At 63.6% G+C, this 24,346-nt stretch carries 21 protein-coding genes; 12 read left to right on the plus strand and 9 right to left on the minus strand.

Going from position 1 to position 24,346, the window contains the following annotated elements; all coding sequences use genetic code 11:
• Positions 1–14 precede the first annotated feature (14 nt).
• Both glgB and AC3EC3_RS06680 read right to left on the minus strand, forming a co-directional pair.
• Positions 15–2,189 (minus strand): 1,4-alpha-glucan branching protein GlgB, encoded by a 2,175-nt coding sequence (glgB, locus tag AC3EC3_RS06675; protein WP_488488823.1) that lies wholly within the window; start codon positions 2,187–2,189, stop codon positions 15–17.
• Positions 2,186–4,582 (minus strand): glycogen/starch/alpha-glucan phosphorylase, encoded by a 2,397-nt coding sequence (locus AC3EC3_RS06680; protein WP_488489220.1) that lies wholly within the window; start codon positions 4,580–4,582, stop codon positions 2,186–2,188. The genes glgB and AC3EC3_RS06680 overlap by 4 nt, the downstream gene beginning before the upstream one ends.
• Before the next feature lie 261 nt (positions 4,583–4,843).
• Between AC3EC3_RS06680 and AC3EC3_RS06685 the strand changes: the two genes are divergently transcribed.
• Positions 4,844–6,499, plus strand: coding sequence for an alpha-amylase family glycosyl hydrolase (locus AC3EC3_RS06685; RefSeq protein WP_488488824.1), 1,656 nt, complete (start codon positions 4,844–4,846; stop codon positions 6,497–6,499).
• Positions 6,500–6,506: 7 nt separating this feature from the next.
• On the opposite strand, the gene AC3EC3_RS06690 is transcribed toward AC3EC3_RS06685, so the two are convergent.
• Positions 6,507–7,667: an acyl-CoA dehydrogenase family protein gene (locus tag AC3EC3_RS06690; protein ID WP_488488825.1), complete on the minus strand. Its 1,161-nt coding sequence runs from the start codon at positions 7,665–7,667 to the stop codon at positions 6,507–6,509.
• A 76-nt stretch (positions 7,668–7,743) separates the two neighbouring features.
• Positions 7,744–9,339 carry a GNAT family N-acetyltransferase gene (locus AC3EC3_RS06695; RefSeq protein WP_488488826.1) on the minus strand — a complete coding sequence of 532 codons (1,596 nt, stop codon included), beginning with the start codon at positions 9,337–9,339 and terminating at the stop codon, positions 7,744–7,746.
• Positions 9,340–9,491: 152 nt separating this feature from the next.
• Between AC3EC3_RS06695 and AC3EC3_RS06700 the strand changes: the two genes are divergently transcribed.
• Positions 9,492–9,761 carry a hypothetical protein gene (locus tag AC3EC3_RS06700; RefSeq protein ID WP_488488827.1) on the plus strand — a complete coding sequence of 90 codons (270 nt, stop codon included), beginning with the start codon at positions 9,492–9,494 and terminating at the stop codon, positions 9,759–9,761.
• 6 nt (positions 9,762–9,767) lie between these two features.
• On the opposite strand, the gene queF is transcribed toward AC3EC3_RS06700, so the two are convergent.
• Positions 9,768–10,256 (minus strand): preQ(1) synthase, encoded by a 489-nt coding sequence (gene queF, locus AC3EC3_RS06705; RefSeq protein ID WP_260923721.1) that lies wholly within the window; start codon positions 10,254–10,256, stop codon positions 9,768–9,770.
• A gap of 106 nt (positions 10,257–10,362) precedes the next feature.
• Positions 10,363–10,848, minus strand: a complete 486-nt coding sequence (locus tag AC3EC3_RS06710) for a hypothetical protein (protein ID WP_488488828.1) — start codon at positions 10,846–10,848, stop codon at positions 10,363–10,365.
• Between the two features lie 148 nt (positions 10,849–10,996).
• Between AC3EC3_RS06710 and AC3EC3_RS06715 the strand changes: the two genes are divergently transcribed.
• Genes AC3EC3_RS06715 through AC3EC3_RS06730 form a run of 4 tightly spaced genes read left to right on the plus strand, consistent with a single transcriptional unit; the run spans position 10,997 to position 14,458 of the window.
• Positions 10,997–11,740, plus strand: coding sequence for a hypothetical protein (locus AC3EC3_RS06715; protein WP_488488829.1), 744 nt, complete (start codon positions 10,997–10,999; stop codon positions 11,738–11,740).
• A gap of 26 nt (positions 11,741–11,766) precedes the next feature.
• Complete coding sequence (gene metC, locus AC3EC3_RS06720) at positions 11,767–12,993, plus strand: cystathionine beta-lyase (RefSeq protein ID WP_488488830.1); 1,227 nt, start codon at positions 11,767–11,769, stop codon at positions 12,991–12,993.
• 44 nt (positions 12,994–13,037) lie between these two features.
• A complete protein-coding gene (locus AC3EC3_RS06725) occupies positions 13,038–14,096 on the plus strand; it encodes a mechanosensitive ion channel family protein (RefSeq protein WP_488488831.1) in 1,059 nt (352 codons plus the stop codon).
• Positions 14,093–14,458 carry a VOC family protein gene (locus tag AC3EC3_RS06730; RefSeq protein WP_488488832.1) on the plus strand — a complete coding sequence of 122 codons (366 nt, stop codon included), beginning with the start codon at positions 14,093–14,095 and terminating at the stop codon, positions 14,456–14,458. Before AC3EC3_RS06725 ends, AC3EC3_RS06730 begins: the two co-directional genes overlap by 4 nt.
• Before the next feature lie 6 nt (positions 14,459–14,464).
• Here the strand turns inward: AC3EC3_RS06730 and AC3EC3_RS06735 are convergent, their stop codons facing one another.
• Together AC3EC3_RS06735 and AC3EC3_RS06740 are read right to left on the minus strand one after the other, a co-directional pair.
• Positions 14,465–15,364 (minus strand): GGDEF domain-containing protein, encoded by a 900-nt coding sequence (locus AC3EC3_RS06735; protein WP_488488833.1) that lies wholly within the window; start codon positions 15,362–15,364, stop codon positions 14,465–14,467.
• A 130-nt stretch (positions 15,365–15,494) separates the two neighbouring features.
• Positions 15,495–16,151 carry a helix-turn-helix domain-containing protein gene (locus tag AC3EC3_RS06740; protein ID WP_488488834.1) on the minus strand — a complete coding sequence of 219 codons (657 nt, stop codon included), beginning with the start codon at positions 16,149–16,151 and terminating at the stop codon, positions 15,495–15,497.
• 202 nt (positions 16,152–16,353) lie between these two features.
• Here AC3EC3_RS06740 and AC3EC3_RS06745 point away from each other — a divergent pair, with 202 nt between their 5' ends.
• Positions 16,354–19,170, plus strand: coding sequence for a bifunctional diguanylate cyclase/phosphodiesterase (locus AC3EC3_RS06745; protein ID WP_488488835.1), 2,817 nt, complete (start codon positions 16,354–16,356; stop codon positions 19,168–19,170).
• 22 nt (positions 19,171–19,192) lie between these two features.
• On the opposite strand, the gene AC3EC3_RS06750 is transcribed toward AC3EC3_RS06745, so the two are convergent.
• Positions 19,193–20,086, minus strand: a complete 894-nt coding sequence (locus tag AC3EC3_RS06750) for a bestrophin family protein (RefSeq protein ID WP_488488836.1) — start codon at positions 20,084–20,086, stop codon at positions 19,193–19,195.
• Positions 20,087–20,232: 146 nt separating this feature from the next.
• Here AC3EC3_RS06750 and cobA point away from each other — a divergent pair, with 146 nt between their 5' ends.
• The 5 genes from cobA (at position 20,233) to AC3EC3_RS06775 (ending at position 24,345) form a co-directional block, all read left to right on the plus strand.
• On the plus strand, positions 20,233–21,018 hold the full coding sequence (cobA, locus tag AC3EC3_RS06755) for a uroporphyrinogen-III C-methyltransferase (protein ID WP_488488837.1): 786 nt from the start codon (positions 20,233–20,235) through the stop codon (positions 21,016–21,018).
• Positions 21,015–21,326 carry a DUF2849 domain-containing protein gene (locus AC3EC3_RS06760; protein WP_488488838.1) on the plus strand — a complete coding sequence of 104 codons (312 nt, stop codon included), beginning with the start codon at positions 21,015–21,017 and terminating at the stop codon, positions 21,324–21,326. The genes cobA and AC3EC3_RS06760 overlap by 4 nt, the downstream gene beginning before the upstream one ends.
• A complete protein-coding gene (locus tag AC3EC3_RS06765) occupies positions 21,326–22,960 on the plus strand; it encodes a nitrite/sulfite reductase (protein WP_488488839.1) in 1,635 nt (544 codons plus the stop codon). Before AC3EC3_RS06760 ends, AC3EC3_RS06765 begins: the two co-directional genes overlap by 1 nt.
• Positions 22,953–23,384, plus strand: a complete 432-nt coding sequence (locus AC3EC3_RS06770; RefSeq protein ID WP_488488840.1) for a DUF934 domain-containing protein — start codon at positions 22,953–22,955, stop codon at positions 23,382–23,384. The genes AC3EC3_RS06765 and AC3EC3_RS06770 overlap by 8 nt, the downstream gene beginning before the upstream one ends.
• A gap of 61 nt (positions 23,385–23,445) precedes the next feature.
• Positions 23,446–24,345, plus strand: coding sequence for a phosphoadenylyl-sulfate reductase (locus AC3EC3_RS06775; protein WP_488488841.1), 900 nt, complete (start codon positions 23,446–23,448; stop codon positions 24,343–24,345).
• Position 24,346: the final 1 nt, after the last annotated feature.

Here is a 24,346-nt window from a genome sequence, read left to right on the forward strand (position 1 = left end):
CTTTTTCTCTCCGGTTAGCCCGCATATTCGAACATCAGCGTCGACAGCGGTGGCAGGGTTATTGTCGCAAATCCGTCCTCGACCTTTACCTGACCGAGGTTGCCCTTCCCCGACCCGCCATAATGCAGCGAATCCGAGTTAAATATTTCATTCCATTTACCCGCCTGCGGCAATGGCACACGGTAATTGGTACACATGCCTGGTGTCATGTTCGAGACGACGGCAATCGGTCTTGCTCCCGGCGCCTTGCGCAGCCAGGCGAAAACCGAATTATCCCTGTCGTCAACGATCAGCCACTCGAACCCGCCATCTTCGCAATCTGCTGCGTGGAGTGCTGGTTTGCTGCGATAAACCCGGTTCAGGTCGCGCACCAGATTGCGTACGCCTTCGTGGGCAGGCGCCGCACGCAGTTCCCAGTCCAGCGCGCGATCCTCGCTCCACTCGCGCCGTTGCGCAAACTCCTGCCCCATGAACAGCAACTTCTTGCCGGGATAGCCCCACATCAATGCGTAATAAGCACGCAGGTTCGCAAACTTCTGCCAGTCATCCCCGCTCATCTTGGAAAGCATAGAACCCTTGCCGTGAACCACTTCGTCATGGCTCAGTGCAAGGACGTAATTCTCCGAGAACGCATAGGTCAGTCCGAACGTGATGTCCTCGTGATGATAGCGACGATGTACGGCGTCACGTCCCATGTAACGCAGCGTGTCGTGCATGAAGCCCATGTTCCATTTGAACCCGAAACCGAGGGCCGTTGGCCGCCCGCCTTCCTGCGCATCATACGCGGGCTGGGTGACGCCCGGCCAGGCCGTCGACTCTTCCGCAATCGTCAGAATCCCCGGATTCTGCGCATGCAGCGCCTGATTGACAGCGCGTAGAAAATCGACCGCCTCCCAATTCTCACGACCACCCTGCTCGTTGGGTATCCACTCGCCGTCCTTTCGCGAATAATCGCGATAGAGCATCGAGGCGACCGCATCGACGCGCAGGCCATCAACATGATAGCGCTCAGCCCAGAACAGCGCATTGTTGACGAGAAAACTCGCCACTTCACGCCGCCCGAAATTATAGATCAGGGTGTTCCAGTCAGGATGATACCCCTGCCTGGGATCTTCATGCTCGTAAAGCGCAGTGCCGTCGAACCGCACAAGCCCGTGTTCATCGGTCGGAAAATGGGCAGGAACCCAGTCAAGGATCACGCCGATCCCTGCACGGTGAGCACCATCGACGAACCGTGCGAATCCTGCGGGCTCACCAAAGCGCGAACTCGGTGCGAACAACCCTGTCGTCTGATAGCCCCAGGAAGGATCATAGGGATGTTCCGAGACCGGTAGAAACTCGATGTGGGTAAATCCCATTTCGACGACGTAAGGTATTAACTGCTCAGCCAGTTCGTCCCAGGTCAGGAACCAGTTCCAACGATCGCGTTGCCACGATCCGGCATGAACTTCGTATATAGAGACAGGAGCACGCCGTGGGTCCGTCGAAGCCCAATGCGAGAGGTGCGCCTCATCCCCCCAGTCAAGCTTGGCAGGACGCGCCGTGATCGAGGCATTGGCAGGCCGGATTTCAGCACGGAACGCAAACGGATCCGCCTTGAGCGGCTGTACTACCCCATCTTCGCCCACGATGTGATACTTGTACGCCCGGTAGTCGGCGATATCGGGCAGGAAAATTTCCCATACTCCAATATCCTTGCGCAACCGCATGATATGGCGGCCGGGATTCCAGTCATTGAAATCGCCCACCACACTGACCAGCCGAGCGTTTGGCGCCCATATTGCGAAGTGCACACCATGGGCACCTTCATGTTCAATCAGGTGAGCGCCAAGCTTGTCGTAAAGGCGAAAATGCGTACCCTGCGCAATCAGCAGATCGTCCACCGGCCCCAGAACCGGGCCAAAGGTGTAGGGATCCGTTACTAGCCATTCGTGCCCGTGCGCACTGCAGCGATAGCGGATCGGCTGCGGCTTGCACATCAGCCTCCCTTCAAACAGCCCTTTGCCATCGATGAGGCCCAGCGCACCGATCCATCGTCCGTCGAGCGAGAACGCGTCCGCCCTTTCTGCACCGGGCAGAATGGCTCGCGCAAACGTTCCCTCCGGCCCCTCATGCAATCCGAGCAGTGCAAATGGATCCGCGTTCTGCCCGGCGAGCAACAAATCGAGGGCGTTCGCAGGTGGCTTCAAAGGACTTTCCAGATATCTCTTGCGTATTCCGCGATGGTGCGATCCGACGAGAACCATCCGACATTTGCAATGTTCCGGATCGTCGCGGAGCGCCAGGCTGAACGATCGTCCCACCAGGCATCAACGCGACGCTGCGCGGCAGCGTAAGCATCAAAGTCTGCGGCGCACATAAACCAGTCATGGTCATAGATGCCCCCAATCAGGTCGGCATAGCGCCCAGGATCGTCGTGCGAGAAAACTCCTGAAGAAATGGCGGACAGCGCTTGTGCCAGTTCGCGCGAATTTTCGATCACTTCCCGCGGGTTATAGCCATCTGCGCGCTTGGCAGCGACTTCCTCTGCGGTAAGTCCGAAGATCGCGATATTCTCGTCGCCCACGTGATCCTTGATCTCGACATTGGCCCCGTCGAGCGTGCCGATGGTCAGCGCCCCGTTCAGCGCAAACTTCATGTTGCCTGTTCCCGAGGCTTCCATTCCCGCGGTCGAAATCTGCTCCGAAAGGTCCGCCGCCGGAATGATCCGTTCGGCAAGGCTGACGTTGTAGTTCGGAACAAAAACGACTTTCAGCAGTCCGCCGACCGATGGATCGGAGTTGATACGCCGTGCGATGTCGTTGGTCAGTTTGATGACCAGCTTGGCGTTATGATAGCTCGGCGCAGCCTTGCCGGCGAAAATCTTAACCCGCGGCACCCAATTGCGCTCCGGATGGCTGCGAATTTGATCGTAGAGCGCTACGGTCTCGATCAGGTTCAGCAGTTGCCGCTTGTATTCGTGGATGCGCTTGATCTGCACGTCGAACAGCGCATCGGGATCGAGGCGGATGCCCATCGTCCGCTTGATATGATCAGCCAGCGCCACCTTGTTGGCTCGCTTCACCTCGGCAACCCGCTCACCGAACTGAACGTCCCCGGCAAAGGCATTCAGGTCCGAGAGCTTGGCCGCATCGTCGAGAAAGCCATCACCGATCGCCTCGCGGATCACCTTTGTCAGACCCGGATTGCATTGCTGCAGCCAGCGGCGCGGGGTGACGCCGTTTGTCTTGTTGTTGATACGATCCGGATACAGGGCATGGAGATCCGCGAAGACCGTCTCCTTCATCAGTTCGGTGTGCAGCGCCGCAACGCCGTTCACCGAATGCGCCCCCACGAAAGCCAGATTGGCCATGCGCACACGCCGTTCACCCACCTCGTCGATCAGCGAGATCGCAGCGATCCGGGCGTCATCACACCCCGCCTTGCGTGCCTCACGAAGGACACGGCTGTTGATCGCGTAAATGATCTGCATGTGACGCGGCAACAACCGCTCGAACAACGGCAACGGCCAGGATTCGAGCGCTTCGGGTAGTAGCGTATGATTGGTGTAGGACACGGTGGCGCGGCAGATATCCCATGCCTCGTTGAACTCCAGTCCATGGGCATCGACCAGTAGGCGCATCAGTTCGGCAACCGCCACGGATGGATGCGTATCGTTGAGCTGGATCGCCGCCTTTTCCGGCAGCGTGCGAATATCGCCTTCGTACTGGACGTGACGACGCACGATGTCCTGAACCGACGCAGCCGTGAAGAAATACTCCTGTCGCAGGCGAAGTTCCTGCCCTGCCGCGCTGGAGTCCGCCGGGTAGAGTACGCGAACGAGACTGTCGGCACGCACCTGCTCGGCCAGTGCGCCAAAGTGATCGCCCGCATTGAAGGCATCGAGGCGCAACGGATCAAGCGGAGCGGCCGTCCACAGCCGCAGCGTGTTGACGCGCTTGCCGCGCCAGCCGACAACCGGCGTATCGACCGCGCTGGCCTCCACTTCCTCCGCCGGATGCCACACCACGCCATCACCTTCGGAAACCACCTCGCCGCCGAAACCGATATGATAGGCGCTTTCGAGGCGATCGAACTCCCACGGGTTGCCGTGCGCCAGCCAGGTTTCGGGCAATTCCACCTGCCAGCCATCGTCGATGCGCTGGCGAAACATGCCATTCACATAACGGATGCCGTAACCGTAAGCAGGAATGTCGAGACTGGCGAGGCTCTCCATGAAACAGGCTGCCAGACGGCCGAGCCCACCGTTGCCCAACGCGGCATCGGGTTCGATCTCTTCCAGCGCGGCAAGGTCCAGGCCATGGCTGCGCAGCGCGGTCTCCATGTCGCGCGTCATTCCCATATTGGCCAGCGCATCGCGCAGAAGACGGCCGATCAGGAACTCCATCGAGAGATAGTAGACCCTCTTACCACGCGAATCGTAGGTGCGCCGCGTCGATTCGAACCAGCGATCGATGATCGCGTCACGCACGGTCAGGATCGAGGCGGTATACCAATCGTGCTGGCGTGCAGCACGTTCGTCCTTGCCTACACGATGCCGCAAGACATCCACGATATGGGCGTCGAATTCCTCGGGGGACACGGCCTTTGCCGCGGGTGCAGGCTCGGTTTCAGGCTTGCTTGCCAAGGTCCACTCCTGATCTGTCGCGAAGCCGCGAGCGTCTTGCCGAGCACCTTGAAAAGCCCTGCGGAAAGCGACGCTCCGGTCCTGCCTTCATGGCTATCACAGCGCTGCGTCGCGGCAAGCGGGATTGTGCATCGCCGCAAGAAATTCATTCACGCACAGCAACCGTGTGATACCAACGGCTGACACCGTGACCGCATCCGTATGCGAAAGGCGAATATGGCCGATAACCATCCTGCCCCGCTCGACACCTTGTTCACGATCGATACGCAAGCGCCGTGGTGGCGCGGTGCGGTAATCTATCAGATCTATCCTCGCAGTTTCCTCGACACCAATGGCGATGGCGTGGGCGATCTTGCGGGTATCACGCGAGCGCTGGAGCATGTTGCGAATCTGGGGGCAGATGCCATCTGGATTTCTCCGTTCTTCACCTCGCCGATGCGGGATTTCGGCTATGATGTATCGGACTACTGCGACGTCGATCCGATTTTCGGAACGCTTACGGATTTCGACGCGCTGATCGCTCGTGCCCATGAAATCGGGCTCAAGGTGATCATCGATCAGGTCTATGCCCATACATCGGATCTGCACCCCTGGTTCGCGGAGAGTCGCAGCTCGCGCGCCAATCCCCGCGCCGAATGGTACGTCTGGGAAGATCCTAAGCCGGATGGCACACCACCCTGCAACTGGCAGTCGGTATTTGGCGGACCCGCCTGGACCTGGGATGCGCGGCGTGGCCAGTATTACATGCATACGTTCCTGAAGGAGCAGCCGCAGCTCAACATGCACAACCCGGCGGTGCAGGACGCGATACTGGAGGTAGCCCGCTTCTGGCTCGCGCGTGGGGTCGACGGGTTCCGGCTCGATGCGCTGAACCACGCGATGCACGACCCCCAGTTGCGCGACAACCCGCCGGCACCTGACGATGGCCGCCCCCGAACGCGCTCAGCCGACTTTCAGCTCAAGACTTTCAGCCAGTCACACCCTGATATGGTCCATTTCGTGGAGCGCCTGCGCCGCGTCTGCGACGAGTTCGGCGCCATTCATACGGTCGCAGAGATCGGCGGCGACGATCCGCAACGAGACCGTCGCCTCTACACCGCCGGATCGCATCGCCTGAACAGCGCTTACGGTTTCGATTTCCTGTACTTACCCGAACTGACGGCCGCTTACGTAGCCGATGCCATTGCACGCTGGCAGGACGTGAGCGACCCGGCAACCGGTGCCGTCGGAGGCTGGCCGAGCTTTGCCTTCGAAAACCACGACGCCCCCCGCGCCATTTCGCGCTGGGCTGCCGCCGCAGACCGCCACGCCTTCGCCCGGCTGAAAATGGCGCTTCTGCTTGCCCTTCGGGGCAACGCCATCCTCTATCAGGGCGAGGAACTCGCGCTGCAACAAGACGAAATTCCTTTCGAGCAGCTTCGCGATCCCGAGGCCATCGCCAACTGGCCGCTGACGCTTTCGCGCGACGGGGCACGCACCCCGATGCCCTGGCGGGAAGAATCACGTGGCGGCTTCACCACTGGCACGCCATGGCTTCCCCTTTCTGCAGGAAACCTCGGGCGGGCGGTTGAAGTGCAGGAGCACGATCCGGGCTCAATGCTGCACTTCACCCGCGCACTGCTGGCCTTGAGAAAAGCCACCCCGGCCTTGCGGCTTGGGCGAATCGAGCATTGCAGGGCGGAAGGAGATATCCTCCATTTCGAACGTGCCTGGCACGAAGAGGGTGCCGCACGCCGCGTACTTTGCGTGTTCAACTTTGGGTCCGTCGAACATTCGCCGGAACTGCCCGAGGGCGAAGTTCTGTTTGCCGTGAATGGCGCACATCGCCGCGCCCTCCCTCCCTACGGTGCCATCTACCTTGAGGTGAAGTAGCCCCTGCTCAAGCCCCGATCAGCTCGCGACCGATCAGCATGCGGCGGATTTCGTTTGTTCCCGCCCCGATGTCGAGCAGCTTGGCATCGCGCAGGTAACGTTCGACCGGCCAGTCCTTCGTGTACCCCGCGCCGCCAAGGGCCTGCACGGCCTCTCCGGCAACACGGAAGGCATTCTCACTGGCCAGCAGGATAGCCCCTGCCGCATCGAAGCGGGTGGTCCGTCCGGCATCGCAGGCTCGGGCAACCGCATAGACATAGGCTCGTGCCGATTGCAGCGCGACGTACATGTCCGCGACTTTCGCTTGCATGAGTTGAAACGCGCCGATCGCCTGCCCGAACTGCCGCCGCTCGCGCACATAGGGGATCACCGTGTCAAGGCAGGCTTGCATGATGCCGATCTGCAGGCCTGCCAGCACGACACGCTCATAGTCGAGCCCGCTCATCAGCACTTTCACCCCGCCATGGAGCGAGCCCATGATCTGCTCTTCCGGCACAAAACAATCCTGAAACACAAGTTCGCAGGTGGGGGAGCCGCGCATCCCCAGCTTGTCGATCGTCTGGCCAACCGAAAATCCGGCCATCCCTTTCTCGATCAGAAACGCCGTAATCCCTCTTGAGCCCGCTTCCGGATCGGTCACGGCATAGACCACCAGCACGTCGGCATAAGTCCCGTTGGTGATCCAGAACTTGGTGCCGTTGAGCCGGAAGCCTCCGGCCACTGCCTGCGCTCGCAGTTTCATGCCCACGACGTCCGAGCCGGCTCCGACCTCCGACATGGCAAGGCTGCCCAGATGCTCGCCGGAAATCAGTTTGGGCAGATACCTGGCTTTCTGTTCGGCATTCGCCCAGCGGCGGATCTGGTTGACGCACAGATTCGAATGCGCCCCGTAGGACAGGCCCACCGAAGCGGACGCGCGAGAGACTTCTTCCACGGCCACGACATGCTCAAGGTAGCCTAGCCCGACGCCACCCCATTCCTCTTCCACGGTAATACCGTGCAGGCCGAGATCGCCCATCGCGGGCCAGAGTTGGCGCGGAAAATGATCTTCCGCGTCAATGGCGGCAGCAATCGGCGCAATACGGTCGGCAGCGAAACGGGCGACAGTCTCACGGATCATCGTCGCCGCCTCGCCAAGCGCGAAGTCGAACTCGGGCGTAGCAGTCATGTCTTTCATCCTCTCCGTTACCGGCAATCTAACAAGATTGCCGACGGACGCAAAGGATGCATTGGCGAGCGAACGATTATTGCGGCAGCAAAGGGATCAATCCGGCATCCCCCTGCTGCTGCGTCCATTCGATACGATAGAGATCGAAACGGCGATCCTTGAGGTTCTGCACAGCGCCCGACTGGCGCGCGGTCAACAGCGCGTCGAGGCTGAGATCGGCGATCGCGATCGTCTCGGTGTTGGGCGCCGTATCCGCCGCTACGCCATCGCGCGCGAAGGGGAAATCCGAAGGCGTCAGGATCGCGCTTTCGGCATAGTGGACATCCATGTTCTCGACGTTTGGCAGGTTGCCGACAACGCCGGACGTCACGACGTAGCACTGGTTTTCCACGGCACGCGCCTGGCAGCAGTAGCGTACCCGCAGATATCCCCGACGCTCGTCCGTGCAGAACGGCACGAACAGCATCAACGCGCCCTGATTGACAAGGTGACGGGCCAGTTCGGGGAATTCACTGTCATAACAGATCATCACGCCGATCGGCCCGCAATCGGTCGGGATCACGTTTGCCCCATAACCGCCGCGCACGTTCCACCACTTGCGTTCGGATGGCGTGGGATGAAGCTTCTGCGTTTCGTGGACCGATCCGTCGCGCAGGAAGGTATAGGCAATGTTGCGAATCTCGGACTTCCCCTTCCCGGTCTTGATGCGGGTCGGGTGCGAGCCACCGATGATGTTAATGTTATAGCTCACCGCCATGCGCTGCATGAATTCGGTGAAGCGCTCGGTGTAATCGGCGATCTTCTCGATGGCCGCCGCAGGCTCCAGCTTGCTCTCCTCGATCGAGAGCAGTTCGAGCGTGAACAGTTCGGGGAAGACAACGAAATCACTTTCATAGTCTGCCGCCACATCGATCCAGTACTCGACCTGCGCTTCGAACTGGTCGATCGTCTCGATCTTGCGCATCTGAAACTGCACCGTTGCCACGCGAACACTGGAAGGCACCCGCTCCTTGAGGCCGGGAACCGCCTTGCCAGTATCGCGCGGGGCCAGCGGATTGGCCCAGTACATCAGCACGGCATTGCCGCCGCTTTCGCGGTCGGCCGGGATATAGTCGGGCAGAATACCCCGCGGCTCGTATCCCTCGTTCATCTGGAAGTTGATGACCTGGTCGCGAACCTTCTTGTCCTTCACGGCCTGAAGATATTCGGCCGCCGTGGGATACTGGCGACGGCGGCGAGCATAGCCCGGCATGCGTCCCGCAAAGGCGATGCCCTTGAGCTCGAAATACTGACAGACCTCGCGGCGCTTGCGGTAGAGCCGCTGGCCAATCCGCAAGCGGCGATAATCCGGGTCCACGCAGACCTCGAAACCATAGAGCACATCGCCTTCAGGATCGGGAATACGGCCGTAACCGCCGTTGGAGATTTCTTCCCAGGTGTGCGGTTTGAAAGCGAGATCGGCCGTGACGATCATCGTCGCGCAATGGCCAACGACCTTGCCTTCGTATTCGGCCACGAACTGGCCTTCGGGAAAGTTGATGATCTGGCCCCGCAATTCAGCGCGGGTGAAAGCGTCCGCCTTGCCATAAACCTTTACCGACAGGCGCGCGACGGCGGCGACGTCAGAGACAGTGGCGGGGCGGATGATGAGCTTGGCTTTGGTCTGGTCCATGGGTTCCTGATACTCACGGGCAGCGCGCAGGTTCCCGGCGCTACGGGTTCACGTCATATCCGGCCGATATAGGAAGCCCGCTGAAAATTTCTGCGGAAAGCGGGATATTTCCGGCCTTCGCCTCCGTTGTCCTTCCTGAAAGGAGAGACACAGTGAGTGCAACCCTTTTCGCCCTGGCTCTGTTCGGATGCTCGGACAACGGCACGGCGTGCCAGAGATTGAATATGGTGGCACAGACCTACCAGAGCCGGGAAGCCTGCGCGGCAAATACCGACGCGGCGCTGGAGACCGAGGCCGCGCTGAAGGCCGACTATCCGACCGTCTATGCTCAGTGCCTCAGTTCCCAACAGCTTGCCGCCATCGGCAAAAATACCATCGATCTCAACAAGGTAAATGGCGTCCGCTTCGCGTCGGCCGATTGATCCCGCTTAACCGCGACCGCGATAGCCGGCGACACCCTGATCGGGTGCCCACAAGCCTTCCGGCACCGGACCGGACTGCCAGAACACGTCGATGGGAATACCTCCGCGCGGATACCAGTATCCGCCGATGCGCAGCCACCTGGGCTTCATTTCGTCGAACAGGCGCTGCCCGATACCCACCGTCACATCCTCGTGAAAACCGCAGTGATTGCGGAAAGATCCGAGGAAGAGCTTGAGAGACTTGGATTCTACGATGGTCTCGCCGGGCGCGTAATCGAGCACGAGATGCGCAAAATCGGGCTGGCCCGTCACGGGACACAGCGACGTGAACTCGGGCGCAGCAAAGCGCACCATGTAGAGCGATCCGACGCGCGGATTGGGCACATAATCGAGCACAGCCGCTTCGGGAGAGGCGGGAAGCGCGCTCTGCTGCCCGAGATGCAGCGGCATGCCGGAGGCGGGGTTCTGTGCGGTCTTGTCGGTTGTCTCGTCCATGCCTAAGGCCATGCCTGCAATGGCGCGCGGCGGCAAGCGGTCAATCGCGTATCCTTGCCATTCCGTCGCGTTCAAAAATGGCGGTAATGCGGGATTCACGGGCGGTTCAGGCTGGTATGGGTGGGGTTGAAAAGAAAGCAATGAGGGGTGTGATGGTTTCGGGTCGCGACAGGTTTTTTGCGCGGATTTCTGCTGTTTTTCTTTGCGGAACAGCGCTTTGCGTGGTGAACGGACAGGCGGCGCTGGCGCAGTCTTCCGATCCGCAGGTCTGGTCGCTGCAACCCTCGCCGCAGACCAGCGCGACGCCGCAGGCGTCAGGCCCGGTGGACGCGCAAAATCCCGTTGTCCGCCCGAAGGTTGTCCCCACATCGACGGCAACGCCAGTGGTCGTTCCGAGCGCGGCTGCCGCCCCAAAACCGACGGTCATTTCGCCGCCCAAGCCGGTTGCTACACCGCGTCCGACCGAAACGGCGTCCCGGACGCCAAAAGCGACGCCCACGCCGCGTCCCACGGCTACGGCAGCGACGGAAAGTGCCCCAACATCAACGCCTTCGACCTCATTCACACCGACGCCGGAGCCCGTTCCGAACACGATTTCTCCAGACGGGGCTAAACCGACCCAACCGGGGTCTAACCCGACCCTAACGGAGTCTAAACCGGCACAAACGCCTTCTATCGCCTCCACACCGACCTCAAGTAGCGTCACACCCTGGCTCTGGCCGCTCGTCGGCGCGGGCGCGGTGCTGGCGATCGCCGGCGCACTGATCTGGCGTCGGCGCAGGCGCGTCGAAGAGGCCTACGACGAGCCCGCCGAGACCTTCGTGGAAGCTGCGCCGCTCCCCGCTCCGGCGCTCTCCCCTCTCGCCCCCATCGCACCTTCGCGCCCGGCACCCGAGCCCGCCTCGCCCCCTCGCCCGGTCGCAGCCCCCGCACCTGTCGCGCCCCCGCCGCCTGCCATCACGCCCATCCCGCAGGAGGGCGGTGCCCGCTTCGAGTTCGAGCCGCTCTCGCTGCGCCTCTCGCTCGTCTATGCCACGCTTTCGTTCCGGCTGGTGGTCAGCAACCCGACCGACGCAGACATGGCGCCCTCGCAACTGGTGGGCGATCTGATCTCCGCCCACGCCTCGCTGGGGCGCGAGCAGCAACTGGCCCCCGTCCCCGCGCAGCTTTTCGCGATCAGGGACGTGCCCGCCATCGCACCGGGAGAAACCACCGAACTGCGCTGCGACGTGCAGTTGCCGCTGGACCGCGTGATCCCGCTCGAGCGCGGACAGGCGCGCTTCCTCGTGCCCCTGCTGCGCCTCGCCCACGTGGCGGCAGACGGCACCTGGCAGCGACTGGTGCTGACCGTCGGTACCGAGAGCGAAAGCGGCGTTGCCCCGCTGCGCCTCGACACCGGATCGCAGACTTTCAGCCAGCTTGGCGCCAGAGTGGTGGAATCGAGCCGCCATATGCCCCTCGACCCGGTGCGCGCCACCGGGTAGGCTCATTTCCGCGCGACACAGCGGAGATGATCTTGAGCGATACGAAGAGTTTGGAAGGCGCCGCCCCGGCGACGAAAGTCGTCAACGCCGGGCGGCGCAAGGAATGGACCGGCCCGGTGGTCAATCCCCCGGTCTGGCGCGCCAGCACGCACCTTTACGAGAACACCGCAGCGCTGGCCGAAGGGCCGCGCCATAACGAGGATGGCCGCTTTTTCTATGGCCGCCGCGGCGCGCCGACGCAGTGGGCGCTGGCCGAAGCGCTGACCGCGCTGGAGCCGGGTGCCGCCGGCACCGTACTCTACCCCTCGGGCGTCGCCGCCATCGCGGGCGTGATGCTGACGATCCTGAAGCCCGGCGACGTCGTGCTCATCACCGACAACGCCTATGATCCCAGCCGCGCGATGGGCAAGGGCCTGCTGACCGACTTCGGCATCGAGCCGCGCTATTTCGATCCGCTCGATATCGAGGGTTACGAGGCGCTGTTCTGCGAGCGTACCCGCGCGGTGCTGCTCGAAGCGCCCGGCAGCCTCTCGATGGAGATGTGCGACCTGCCGCTGCTGGCGAAGATCGCGCGCGACAAGGGCGCGATCTCGGTGCTCGACAACACCTGGGCCAGTTCGCTCGGTTTCCCCGCGCTCGAACGCGGGATCGACATCACGCTGATGGCGCTGACCAAGCATGTCGGCGGCCATTCGGACCTGATGATGGGCAGCGCCAGCGCCGGAGCGGACCTTTACGCAAAGCTGCGCGCCCGCGCCCAGCAGCTGGGCAACGTGGTCTCGCCCGACGATGCCGCCCTCGCCCTGCGCGGCCTGCGCACGCTCGACGTGCGGCTGCGGCAGGAAACCGCCAGCGCCCTGAAGATTGCCGAGTGGCTTTCGCAGCGCCCCGAAGTCGCGCAAGTGCTCTGCCCGATGTTGCCCGGTGCCCCCGGACACGATGTGTGGAAGCGCGATTTCACCGGCGGCTGCGGGTTGTTCAGCTTCGTCTTCAAGGGCGGCTCGATGGCAGACCGCAACCGCTTCATCGACGCGCTGAGCCTCTTCGGCATCGGCTATTCATGGGGCGGGTTCGAGAGCCTGGCCATTCCCATCGATCCGGCGGGCTATCGCAGCGTGATGGCCTGGCCGCCGGTCGACGGCAGCGATCTGGCCGAGGCGCGCCACGGCGTGCGCCTCACCATCGGCCTTGAAGACCCTGCGGACCTGATCGCCGATATCGAACAGGCGCTTACCGCCTGGCAGCAGGCCTGATCGTGGCGGGGGCCGCGTTCCTTCCGATGGTCCCCGCCTCTTCCATGAGTGCCTCTTCCGTGACGGCCTCCGCAACGCCCATTCCGGCTGCAAGCGGCGAGGCCATCGCCCAAGCCGCAGCCCCCCCGGTCAGCGGTGCCGAGGGCCTGCGCGATGCGGTCTCGGCCAAGAGCCACGCCATCGGCGGCGTGGTCGATACGCTCGATTCCCTCGCCGTGCAGGTGGGCCACAGCCGCATTTCGGTATGGGATCTGGCGGTCGTCATCTTCGTGCTGGTGATGGTCGTTGTGGTGGCGTGGAGCGCCAGCCGCGTTTCGCAGCGCCTGATCGAACGCGCGACCCGCTTCGATGCCAGCCAGCGCCTGCTCGCGCACAAGCTGGTCAGCCTGCTCATCTGGAGCATCGCCATCCTTGTCGGCGTCGATGCGGCGGGGATTGATCTGACCGCGTTCGCGGTGTTCTCTGGCGCGTTCGGCCTTGCCATCGGTTTCGGCCTGCAAAAGACCTTCGGCAACCTGATCGCCGGGATCATCCTGCTGATGGACAAGTCCATCAAGCCGGGCGACGTCATCGGCATCACCGATCAGGGCGGCAAACTGACCTTCGGCCAGATCCGCCGCATCGGCATCCGTGCCGTCTCGCTCACCACGCGCGATCAGAAGGAATACCTGATCCCCAACGAGAACCTGATGATCAATCAGGTGGAGAACTGGTCCTATTCCAGCCGCAACGTGCGCATCCAGATTCCCGTCGTCGTCTCCTACACCACCGATATCCAGCAGGCCGAAGACCTGATGCTGGAGGCGGCTCGTTCGGTGAAGCGCGTGCTCGTCACCCCGCCGCCCACGGTGTGGCTCGACAGTTTCGTGGACAACGGCGTCAGCTTCGTGATCAATTGCTGGATCACCGATCCCGAGGAAGGCGTGGGCAACGTCCGCTCGGACGCGCTCAAGACGCTGTGGCGGCTGTTTCGCGAGAACGGCATCGAACTGCCCCTGCCCCAGCGCGACATCAACTTGCGCGATACCGCGATCCTGCGCGAGGCGCTGGCGCGGCTCGGTACAGGCGCGGGCGCGGGCGACAAAGGAGAGGAAGCATCATGAGTGTGACTGGTATCGGCGGACTGTTCTTCCGCGCCCGCGATCCCGAAGCGCTGGCGGCGTGGTATCACCAGTATCTGGGTATCGGCCCCAATACCGAGGGTGAAGGCTACGAACCCTGGGCTCAGCAGGCCGGGCCGACGGTATTCATGCCCTTTCCCGCCGATACCGATTACTGGCCTGCCGAGCGGCAATGGATGCTCAACCTGCGGGTGGCGGACCTCGACGCGCTGGTCGCGAAACTGCAGGCGGACGGGATTGCCGTGGCGACCAACCCGGAATGGGATTCGCCCGAGATGGGCCGCTTCGCGCGTATCCATGACCCCGAAGGCCACGCGCTGGAGCTGTGGCAGCCGCCGGAATAAATCCGCTCAGTTGGTCTGGCGGTGCAGTTCGCGCTCCGGCTCCAGCCGGTTGCGGCCCTTGGCGCGGGCGCTGAACAGCGCCATCTCGGCGCGCTCCAGCGTGCTGTCGAGGCTCTGGGCGATACGCACGACGCCGCCGCTGGCGGTCAGGCGCAGGCCATCGGTGCCCAGCACCTCGTGCCGCTCGGAAAGGGTCGAGACCACGCGGGCGCAGATCGCACGCGCGGCCTCGGGCGTGGTGCGCGGAAGCAGCACGGCGAAGCGCTCCGAGCCGATGCGCGAGATCACGTCTTCCTCGCGCAGGGTCTCGCGCAGCAGATCGGCAAACGTGCAGAGCACATCGTCCCCCCGCGCCTGCCCGTAGCGCATGTTGATCGCCTTGAAGAAATCGATCCCGAACAGCGCGACACAGCCCTCGATCCCGCGCGTGAGCATGTGCTCCAGCATAGAGACGAAGGCCCGGCGGTTGCTGAGCCCGGTCAGCGCATCGCTGTAGGTGGCGGCGAACAGCTGATCGCGCAGCGCACGGCGCTCGTCCACCGAGCGCAGGATCGCCAGCGCCCCCCAGGCCTTGCCGTCGTTACGGTGGAGCGCACGGCAGCGGATCTCGAACCAGCTTTCGCGCGCGTCCGTGGTGACGGCGGGAAATTCGACCCAGCCGCTCTCGCGCCCGGCAACCGCCTCGGCCAGTGCGGTCGCGACGCGGGCGAGGTGCGAGGGTTCGACCAGATCGGTCAGCGTCTCGATCCCGTTCGCGGCGCCTGACTGGCCCACCAGCCGCGCCAGCGCCGGCGAACTCTCGACGATATGGCCGCCCGCATCCACCTTGAGGATGATGTCCGGCCCGCCCTCGGCCAACATGCCATAGAGCGCCGAAGTCTCCTGATCCGTAATGGTTATCGGCATGGGCGGTTTTTCCGTCAAAGTCTCAAAACGTTAGATAACGGCGTAAAATACGTGTTAGTTCGGTTATTTAACGCACTGGAAACAATAGCTTATAATACCACTTCGCGGCACTTGGCGAAAGTCAGGCACTTTACAGGTCGATCATCACGCGCACCCGTTCGGGCGAAATGCCCAGTGCGAGCGCAATATCTTCACGAGCCTTCGCCACCGCCTCGGCCACGCCCGACCCGATCCCCGAGATCGAGCGCCGGGGACGAAGGTCTGCCGTTGTCACACCGAGTGCAGCGGCCAGTCCTTCGAGTCTTTCCGCCACCGGTTTCGCCCGCCCCTGCTCCCAGGCCCAGACGGTCGGTTTGCTGACGCCCAGCGCAGCAGCCAGTTGTGCCTGCGTCAGTCCGCGCGCCTTACGCAAGCGATGGAGGCGCTCGGCAAAACCGGCTTCCGTCTGCGAACCTGCCGGCAAGCCAACATTCTCCGCCCGCGCGCGCAGGCGAACCGCACTCAGCACGTGGGGCGACAAGCTTTGGGCGAACGCGCAGCCGAACAGATCATCCACCGACCAGACGACATGCGCAGCGACAGAGCCCGCTTCCGGCAGATCCACGTCGATCGTCTCGCCGGGCGCCAGCACCGTGTCGGTCTGCAACAAAGCCCCGGTTTCGGAGATGTTGAGCACACGCACCAGCGCGCCCGTATTCCCCGCTGCCCCCGTGGTTTCGAGCAGCAACCGACGGCGTGGCGCGCGGGCCGCTCCGGGTGTCTCCTCAAAATGGGCATCGATGGCCACGTCTGCGCTCCAGGTTCGCTGAAAAGAGACCCTGGCAGACCGACCTTAAGATTCGGTTAGGTGCCGACTAACGAATCGCGAATCGGATTTCGCAATTTTCCACGCCTCACAAACTACGGAAATTACGTGATTTTCCGTATCATTTACCCGGTGTTTACGAACATACCCCTAGGAATTCCGTACAAGCATAACGGGACGCACCGTGTTCGACATTCTGACCTGCATTCGTGACGAGCACGATGTGCGACTCGTCGCCCTCGCTGCTGCGATCTGCTTTCTCTCCTCGCTGGCAGCCGTGCTGCTGCTGCGCCAGGCCCGCCTTGGCGCCAAGGACGAGCGCATGCGCTGGCGTTATCTGGCCGGCCTTGGCGGCGGTTTCGGCGTCTGGGCAACGCACTTCGTGGCCATGCTCGGATACACGCCGGGTGTGGTGATCGGCTACGATACCCTGCTGACCGTCATCTCGCTGGCCCTGCCGATCGTCACCACCTGCTTCGGCTTCTCGATCGCGCTCGACCATCGTTCGCGCGCCGGGCTGCTGATCGGCAGCCTTGCCACGGGCGCGGGCTTTGCTGCGATGCATTACACCGGCATGGAAGCGATGACGCTGCCCGCAACGCTGCACTGGGAACCTGGCCACGTCGTCGCCTCGGTGGTGCTGGCGATCGTGCCCATACCTTTTGCGATGTACTGGGCGCTGCACGGCTGCCGCCTGACCTCGATCCTTTCGGCGACCCTCAGCCTGACGCTTGCCGTCGTGCTGCTGCACTTCACAAGCATGGCCGGCCTGCACCTGACGCCGAACCGCCTCGATCCCTATGGCCTGATCATCGCGCCCCACATCATGGCTTCGGTCATCACCGCTATCTCGCTGAGCCTGCTGGCCCTGCTGATCACGGCCCTGATCATCCATCGCCGCACTCGCGAGGCCATCCATGCCAGCGAGCGTCAGTTCTCGTTTCTGGTACGCGGTATTTCCGATTGCGCGATCTACATGCTCGATACCGAGGCCCATGTCGCCAACTGGAACGCCGGTGCGCAGCGGCTGAAAGGCTATAGCGCCATCGAGGCTATCGGCATGCCGCTGGCCGCCTTCTACACGCCGGAGGATCGCGAAAGCGGATTGCCGGAGCGCGCGATTGCCACGGCTCTGGCCGAAGGCAAGTTCACTACAGAGGGCTGGCGCGTGCGCCGCGACGGCACCCGGTTCTGGGCTCACGTCACTATCGAACCGTTCCGCAACCATGACGGTGTGCATATCGGCTTTGCCAAGATCACCCGCGACATGACCCGTTTCAAGGAACACAACGACCGGCTTGAAGATACCTCGCGCCAACTCGATACGGCTCTGGCCCATATGCATCAGGGGCTATGCCTGTTCGATGCCGATGAACGTATCGTGCTGCGTAACCGTCGCTTCCTGGAGATGTACAATCTGCCTGCGGATGCCTGCCAACCCGGCACCCTGCTCGACGATGTAATCCTGCAGGCCCTGACCGCACGCCTCGGCGGCCGCCCGAGCATGGAACGGCTGGCGCTTGCCAACGATGCCATCCACCGCGCCGTCAACACGCCCGATTCTCCGGCAGAAGTGTTCGAGTACGGCGCCCTGTCCGTCTCCATCGTCAGCCGCCGGATGGACGATGGCGGGTGGGTGACGACGTTCGACGACGTGACTGCCCAGCGCCAGTCCGAAGCCCGCATCGAGCATATGGCACTGCATGACGGGCTGACCGGGCTGCCCAACCGCACCCGGTTCGAACTCTGGCTCGACGAGCATCTTCCCGAGGCCGAACGCGCGGGCCGCAAGCTGGCCCTCGTCATGCTCGATCTCGACCGGTTCAAGGAAATCAACGACACCTGGGGGCACTCGTGGGGCGATGTCGTGCTGGTCGAATTCGCGCGTCGCCTCGGGCTGGACCTTCAGGAAGACGAGATCGTCGCGCGTCTGGGCGGGGACGAGTTCGCGCTGGCCAAGGAATATTCCAATCAGGCCGACCTCGCCGAATTCCTGCGCCGGGTGACCGGTGCCCTGTCGCAGCCGATCGTCCATGACGAACAGGAACTGCCGATCGGCGGCAGCGTCGGCGTGGCGGTGTTCCCGCAGGACGGCAGCGACCGCGAGGCGCTGCTGAACAATGCCGATCTGGCCATGTACCGCGCCAAGTCGCAGCTGATAGAGCAGCTGTGCTATTACGAGCCGAGCATGGACGAAAGCGCGCGCGAGCGTCGCCAGATCGCCAACGACCTGCGCCATGCGGTCGACCGGCGCGAACTCGCCCTGCTCTACCAGCCACAGCACAACCTGCGCACGGGCGCGCTGTCAGGCTACGAAGCCCTGCTGCGCTGGCATCATCCCGCGCGCGGGATCGTATCGCCGATGGACTTCATCCCCATCGCCGAGGAAACCGGGCTGATCATCCCCATCGGTGAATGGGTCATGCGACAGGCCTGCCGCGAGGCGTGCCTGTGGCCCACCGAGGAACGTGTGGCGGTGAACCTCTCGCCCGTCCAGCTGGTGCAGCCCGGCCTTGTCGACGTGGTGACGCGCATCCTCAAGGAAACCGGCCTCCCCGCCCATCGGCTGGAACTGGAGATCACCGAGACCGCAATCATCTCGGACAAGGCGCGCGCGCTGGCGAACCTGCGCCAGATCAAGGAACTGGGTGTCGCCATCGCGATGGACGATTTCGGCACCGGCTATTCCTCGCTCGACACGCTGCACGCCTTCCCGTTCGACAAGATCAAGATCGACAAGTCGTTCCTGATCGAATCCGATACGAACAATCAGGCGCTGGCGATCATCCGCGCGGTGCTGGCGCTGGGCCAGTCGCTGAACATCCCGGTTCTGGCCGAAGGTGTCGAAACCGGCTTGCAGTACGAACTGCTGATCGCCGAAGGCTGCGAGGAAGCGCAGGGCTATTACCTCGGCCGTCCCGCCGCGCCGCCTAGCCTCGTTGCGGCGAACGACACCTTCCGCAAGGCGCAGGCAGATTCACGCAGCGCCGTGAACGACTGATCCCGCGCACGGACGACTTGCTTCAGAGCAGCAGGTCGTCCTGCGGCAGGAGCGCAGGCGGCAGGTCCGTATGGCCGAGCATCGAGAGCATCTCTCGCTCCACCGTGCGGGCCATGGCATCGAGCGGGAGATCGTTGGTCTCGGTGCCGAACGGGTCTTCCATCTCGTCGCCCAGCGAATCGAGGCCGAAGAAGGCATAGCTCACCAGCAGCACCGGCAGCGGCGTCCACCAGCCCAGCGCGGATACCAGCGCGAACGGCAGCAACAGGCAGAAGCCGTAGGCCGTGCGGTGCAGCAGCAGCGTGAAGGCATAGGGCAGCGGCGTCGCCTTGATCCGCTCGCAGGCGCCCTGCACGCCTGAAAGCGCCGCAAGCTGCGTTTCCAGCACCGAATAGTGCATCGGCTCTATCGCGCCTTCGCGCATCAGCCGGGCCGCAGCGATACCCACGCCGCGCAGCGCTGCGTCCGTGGGATTGGGCGTACCCGGTGCAAGATCCGGCACGAACGGGGCGATGGCCTGCTCCTCGTCCAGCCCGCGCAGCTTGGCGGCAAGGCCCTTGGTGAAGCCGATCACGCCCAGCGCCAGCACTTCGCGCTGCGCCGGATCGATCGTCGCGATCTGGCGCGCGAACGCGCGCGAGGAAATGATCAGCTGCCCCCACTGCTTGCGCCCTTCCCACCAGCGGTCGTAGCAGGCGTTGTTGCGGAAGCTCATGAAGATCGACAGCGCCAGACCGATCACTGCGAACGGCGCCGCCGCCAGATGTGCGCCCGATGCCATGCCGTGGTCCATCAGCGCGACCGCGATCGCCGAGACCACCATCATGAACGCCAGCCGCTTCCAGATGCGCGGGACAACCGATCCGCGCAGATGGAAGAGAATATCGACAAGGCCGGGCTGCGGGCGGACGATCATTGGGAGGCTCCGGTATGGAACCCTCGCCATGACGCGGTGCAAAAAAGGCGCAGTCCGCATCGAAAGCGACGGTCTAAAGCTGTGCTACCCGCCCCATTAGCCTTTGTGGCTGGAAAGGCCAGACGTTCGGGCGCATCTCGCCTGTCATGACCCAGACACCTGCAACCTCCAAAGGCCGAGTCCATCTCGTCGGCGCCGGTCCCGGCGATCCCGACCTGCTGACGCTGCGCGCCGCGCGGCTGCTGGAAGGCGCCTCGCTGGTGGTGCACGATGGCCTCGTCGACGCTGCGATCCTCGCCATGGTGAACCCGGCGGCAGAGCGGATCTCGGTCGCCAAGGCGCGCTCGCGCCACACGATGCAGCAGGAAGACATCAACGCCCTGCTCGTGCGCGAAGCCCTTGCGGGCCGCGACGTCGTGCGCCTCAAGGGCGGCGATCCTTTCGTGTTCGGACGCGGCGGCGAAGAGGCGGAGGCCTGCCGGGCCGCCGGTATCGAGGTCGAGGTGGTGCCCGGCATCTCCTCCGCGCTGGGCGCTTCGGCCGCCGCGCAAATTCCGCTGACCCACCGCGATCACGCCTCGATCGTCTCGTTCGTGGCCGGGCAGTGCAAGGGTCTGACCGAGCAGGACTGGTCCGGCCTTGCGGGCAAGGGCCGCACGCTCGTCATCTTCATGGGCCTCGCCACCGCCGCGCAGATCAGCGAGAAGCTGATGGCCGACGGCCTTGCCCCCGATGTGCCCGTCGCCGTGATCGAGAACGCCACCCGCGCCGACATGCGCGTGCTGCGCAGTTCTCTTGCGGGCCTTGAGGCCCTCGTTTCCTCGCACCGGGTGAAGAGCCCGGCGCTCATCGTCATCGGCGATGTTGCCCGCGCGCGCGGCGGCCTTGCCGATCATACCATTCGCGCTCTGGCGCTGGAGGCAGGCAAGTGAAGATCGTGACCGGCAACGACCTGAAGAGCGGCGCCGTCATCTGGTGGACCGGCGTTGGCTGGTCGCTCGACGTGAACGACAGCGCCGATGCGGGCGAACATGGCGCCGCGATCGTCGCGCGCGAGGAAGCCGCCCGCAATGTCGTCGGCGCCTACGAGATCGATGGCGAGAAGACTTCTGCCGAAGATGGTGAAGTCTCCGTGCGCCCCGCGCATATCAAGGACCGCATCCGCGCGCTTGGCCCCACGGTCCGCACCGACCTGACGCTCAAGCCTGCCGACCCCCAAGCCGTGAACTGGGTGATCTGATGTACAAGTACGATTCTTATGACCAGCAGATGGTCGATACCCGCGTCGAGGAATTCCGCGATCAGGTGCGCCGCCGCCTTGCCGGCGATCTGACCGAGGACCAGTTCAAGCCGCTGCGCCTGCAGAACGGCCTGTACCTCCAGCTGCACGCCTACATGCTGCGCGTCGCGGTGCCCTATGGCACGCTGAACTCGCAGCAGATGCATCTGCTGGGTGACATCGCCGACAAGTACGACCGCGGCTATGGCCACTTCACTACCCGCCAGAACATCCAGTACAACTGGATCAAGCTGGAAGACACGCCCGACATCCTCGCCGATCTGGCGAAGGTGGAGATGCATGCCATCCAGACCAGCGGCAACTGCATCCGCAACATCAGCGCCGACCAGTACGCAGGGGCCGATGCCGACGAAGTGGTCGATCCGCGTCCTTACGCCGAGCTGCTGCGCCAGTGGTCGAGCTTCCACCCGGAATTCCTCGTCCTACCGCGCAAGTTCAAGATCGCGGTGATCGCCAGCGAGGTCGACCGGGCGGCGATGCGCCTGCACGATATCGGCATCCGCATGGTGAAGAACGATGTGGGCGAAGTCGGCGCCGAGTTCCACGTGGGCGGCGGCATGGGCCGCACCCCGATGATCGCCTCGATGATCCGCGAATTCGTGCCGCTCGATCAGCTGATCACCTATGCCGAGGCGTGCCTGCGCGTCTACAACCGCTACGGCCGCCGCGACAACAAGTACAAGGCGCGCATCAAGATCCTGGTCCACGAGATCGGCAAGGACGAGTATCTGCGTCAGGTCGAGGAAGAGTTCGCGCACCTGCTGACGCAGGGCATCGAGCCGCCCTTGGCCGAACTGGAGCGGATCAAGGCGCACTTCGCCGACCCGGCCTACGACGCGGATGCCAGCGACGATCTGGACCTGTCCGATCCCGACTTCCGCCTGTGGGTCGAGCGTAACTGCCATCCCCACAAGCAGAAGGGCTACACGATCGCGACGATCAGCCTCAAGCCGATCGGCGGGATTCCAGGCGATGCCAGCGCCGACCAGATCCGCCTGATGGCAAAGCTCGCCAAGGACTACAGCCTTGACGAACTGCGCGCCACGCATGCGCAGAACATCGTGCTGCCGCATGTGCGCAAGGCCGATCTCTACACCGTGTGGCAGGCGCTCGACGCAAACGGTCTTTCGACCGCGAACCTCGACACCATCGGCGATATCATCGCCTGCCCCGGCCTCGACTATTGCGCGCTCGCGAACGCCCGCTCGATCCCGGTGGCGCAGAAGATTTCGGAGCGCTTCGGCTCGGCCGAGAAGCAGGCGGAGATCGGTGAGCTGAAGCTCAAGATCTCGGGCTGCATCAACGCCTGCGGCCACCACCACGCCGGGCACATCGGCATTCTGGGTGTCGACCGCAAGGGAACCGAAAACTACCAGCTGCTGCTCGGCGGCAGCGAGGGCGCGGACACCTCGCTCGGCAAGATCACCGGCCCCGGCTTCGACGAGGACGGCGTAGTCGATGCGATCGAGCGCGTGACCGACCTCTATCTGGCCCAGCGCGAGGACGGCGAGCGCTTCCTCGACACCTACCGCCGTCTGGGCATGGGCCCGTTCAAGGAAGTGATCTATGGTTGACGTGCAGTTCCGCTTCCGTGACGACGAGGCCGTCAACGACCCCGCCGTCACGGTCGATGCCTTCACCGAGCAGACCAACGCCACCGCCGTACGCGTGGAACCGGGCGACGATGCCCGCGACCTGCTGCCGCATCTGGACCGGCTGGCGCTGGTCGAAGTCAGCTTCCCGAGCTGGACCGACGGGCGCGGCTATTCCTCGGCCCGGATCCTGCGCGAAGCGGGCTATCGGGGCGAGCTGCGCGCGGTCGGCGATCTGGTAATCGACATGCTCAGCCATCTGCGCCGCTGCGGCGTCGATGCCTTCGCGCCCGACAGGCCGCTCAACCCCACCGACGCCGACAACGCGTTCACCCGCTGGGAGAACGTCTATCAGGCGACCAACGTCGACGGACGTCAGGCCATCTGGGCGAAACGCCACGCCTGACACGCACCGTATGAAGGCCGACACCGAACATCGGTGAGGCCGCACAAAGGACTTTCCGCCCATGGCACAGCCCAAGCTCGCAGAAGATACGTTCGCGCCCGACGACCGAAACAGGGGTCAGGAAACCCCCGGTCGCGACCGTCTGCGCGCCATCGACCGGCTCGACACCTCGCCCCGTTTCACGGCGGCGGATGCCGAGGCGCTGAACGCGCGCTTTGCCGGGGTCGATACGCTGGAAATGCTGCGCACGGTGCTGGCGGAAGGTCTTGTCGGGCGGGTAACGGCGGTCTCCAGCTTCGGCGCGGACAGTGCGGTGCTGCTGCATCTGGTCGCCAGCGTCGATCCTTCGGTGCCAGTGCTGTTCCTCGAAACGGGCAAGCACTTCCCCGAAACGCTCGCCTATCGCGATACGCTGGCGGCCCAGCTTGGCCTCACCAACCTCGTCAACCTGACGCCCGACGAGGCGGAACTGGCGGCGAAGGACGAAAACGGCCTGCGCTGGTCGTGGGATCCGGACGGCTGCTGCGAAATCCGCAAGGTGAAGCCGCTGGCCAAGGCGCTGGCGAACTACGATGCCTCGTTCTCGGGCCGCAAGTCGTTCCAGGCCAAGACCCGCGCCAACCTGCCGCGTTTCGAGATCGATACGACCGATGCCGCCGGGCGCCTCAAGATCAATCCGCTGATCGACTGGAGCGCCGAGCGCCTCGCCGCCTATATCGCCGAGCACGACCTGCCCCCGCATCCGCTGGTGGCGCAGGGCTATCCCTCGATCGGCTGCATGCCCTGCACCAGCAAGGTCGCGCCGGGCGAAGACCCGCGCTCGGGCCGCTGGAAGGGCTGGGACAAGACCGAATGCGGCATTCACGTCGCCGGAGAGACCAGCGACGCCACCAGCCCCGTTCCGGGTGCCGGTGACGGCAAGAGCAGCGATCTGCCGCCGGGCTACGATCCGGTCTTCTGAT

The sequence above is a fragment of the Novosphingobium sp. BAM6 genome (genome assembly GCF_057784955.1).

Coding starts and splice junctions, on each gene's coding strand:
- AC3EC3_RS06685 (WP_488488824.1), top strand. CDS start 4,844: ATGGCCGATAACCATCCTGCCCCGCTCGACACCTTGTTCACGATCGAT.
- AC3EC3_RS06690 (WP_488488825.1), bottom strand. CDS start 7,667: ATGACTGCTACGCCCGAGTTCGACTTCGCGCTTGGCGAGGCGGCGACG.
- AC3EC3_RS06695 (WP_488488826.1), bottom strand. CDS start 9,339: ATGGACCAGACCAAAGCCAAGCTCATCATCCGCCCCGCCACTGTCTCT.
- queF (WP_260923721.1), bottom strand. CDS start 10,256: ATGGACGAGACAACCGACAAGACCGCACAGAACCCCGCCTCCGGCATG.
- metC (WP_488488830.1), top strand. CDS start 11,767: ATGATCTTGAGCGATACGAAGAGTTTGGAAGGCGCCGCCCCGGCGACG.
- AC3EC3_RS06725 (WP_488488831.1), top strand. CDS start 13,038: ATGAGTGCCTCTTCCGTGACGGCCTCCGCAACGCCCATTCCGGCTGCA.
- AC3EC3_RS06730 (WP_488488832.1), top strand. CDS start 14,093: ATGAGTGTGACTGGTATCGGCGGACTGTTCTTCCGCGCCCGCGATCCC.
- AC3EC3_RS06735 (WP_488488833.1), bottom strand. CDS start 15,364: ATGCCGATAACCATTACGGATCAGGAGACTTCGGCGCTCTATGGCATG.
- AC3EC3_RS06750 (WP_488488836.1), bottom strand. CDS start 20,086: ATGATCGTCCGCCCGCAGCCCGGCCTTGTCGATATTCTCTTCCATCTG.
- cobA (WP_488488837.1), top strand. CDS start 20,233: ATGACCCAGACACCTGCAACCTCCAAAGGCCGAGTCCATCTCGTCGGC.
- AC3EC3_RS06765 (WP_488488839.1), top strand. CDS start 21,326: ATGTACAAGTACGATTCTTATGACCAGCAGATGGTCGATACCCGCGTC.
- AC3EC3_RS06770 (WP_488488840.1), top strand. CDS start 22,953: ATGGTTGACGTGCAGTTCCGCTTCCGTGACGACGAGGCCGTCAACGAC.
- AC3EC3_RS06775 (WP_488488841.1), top strand. CDS start 23,446: ATGGCACAGCCCAAGCTCGCAGAAGATACGTTCGCGCCCGACGACCGA.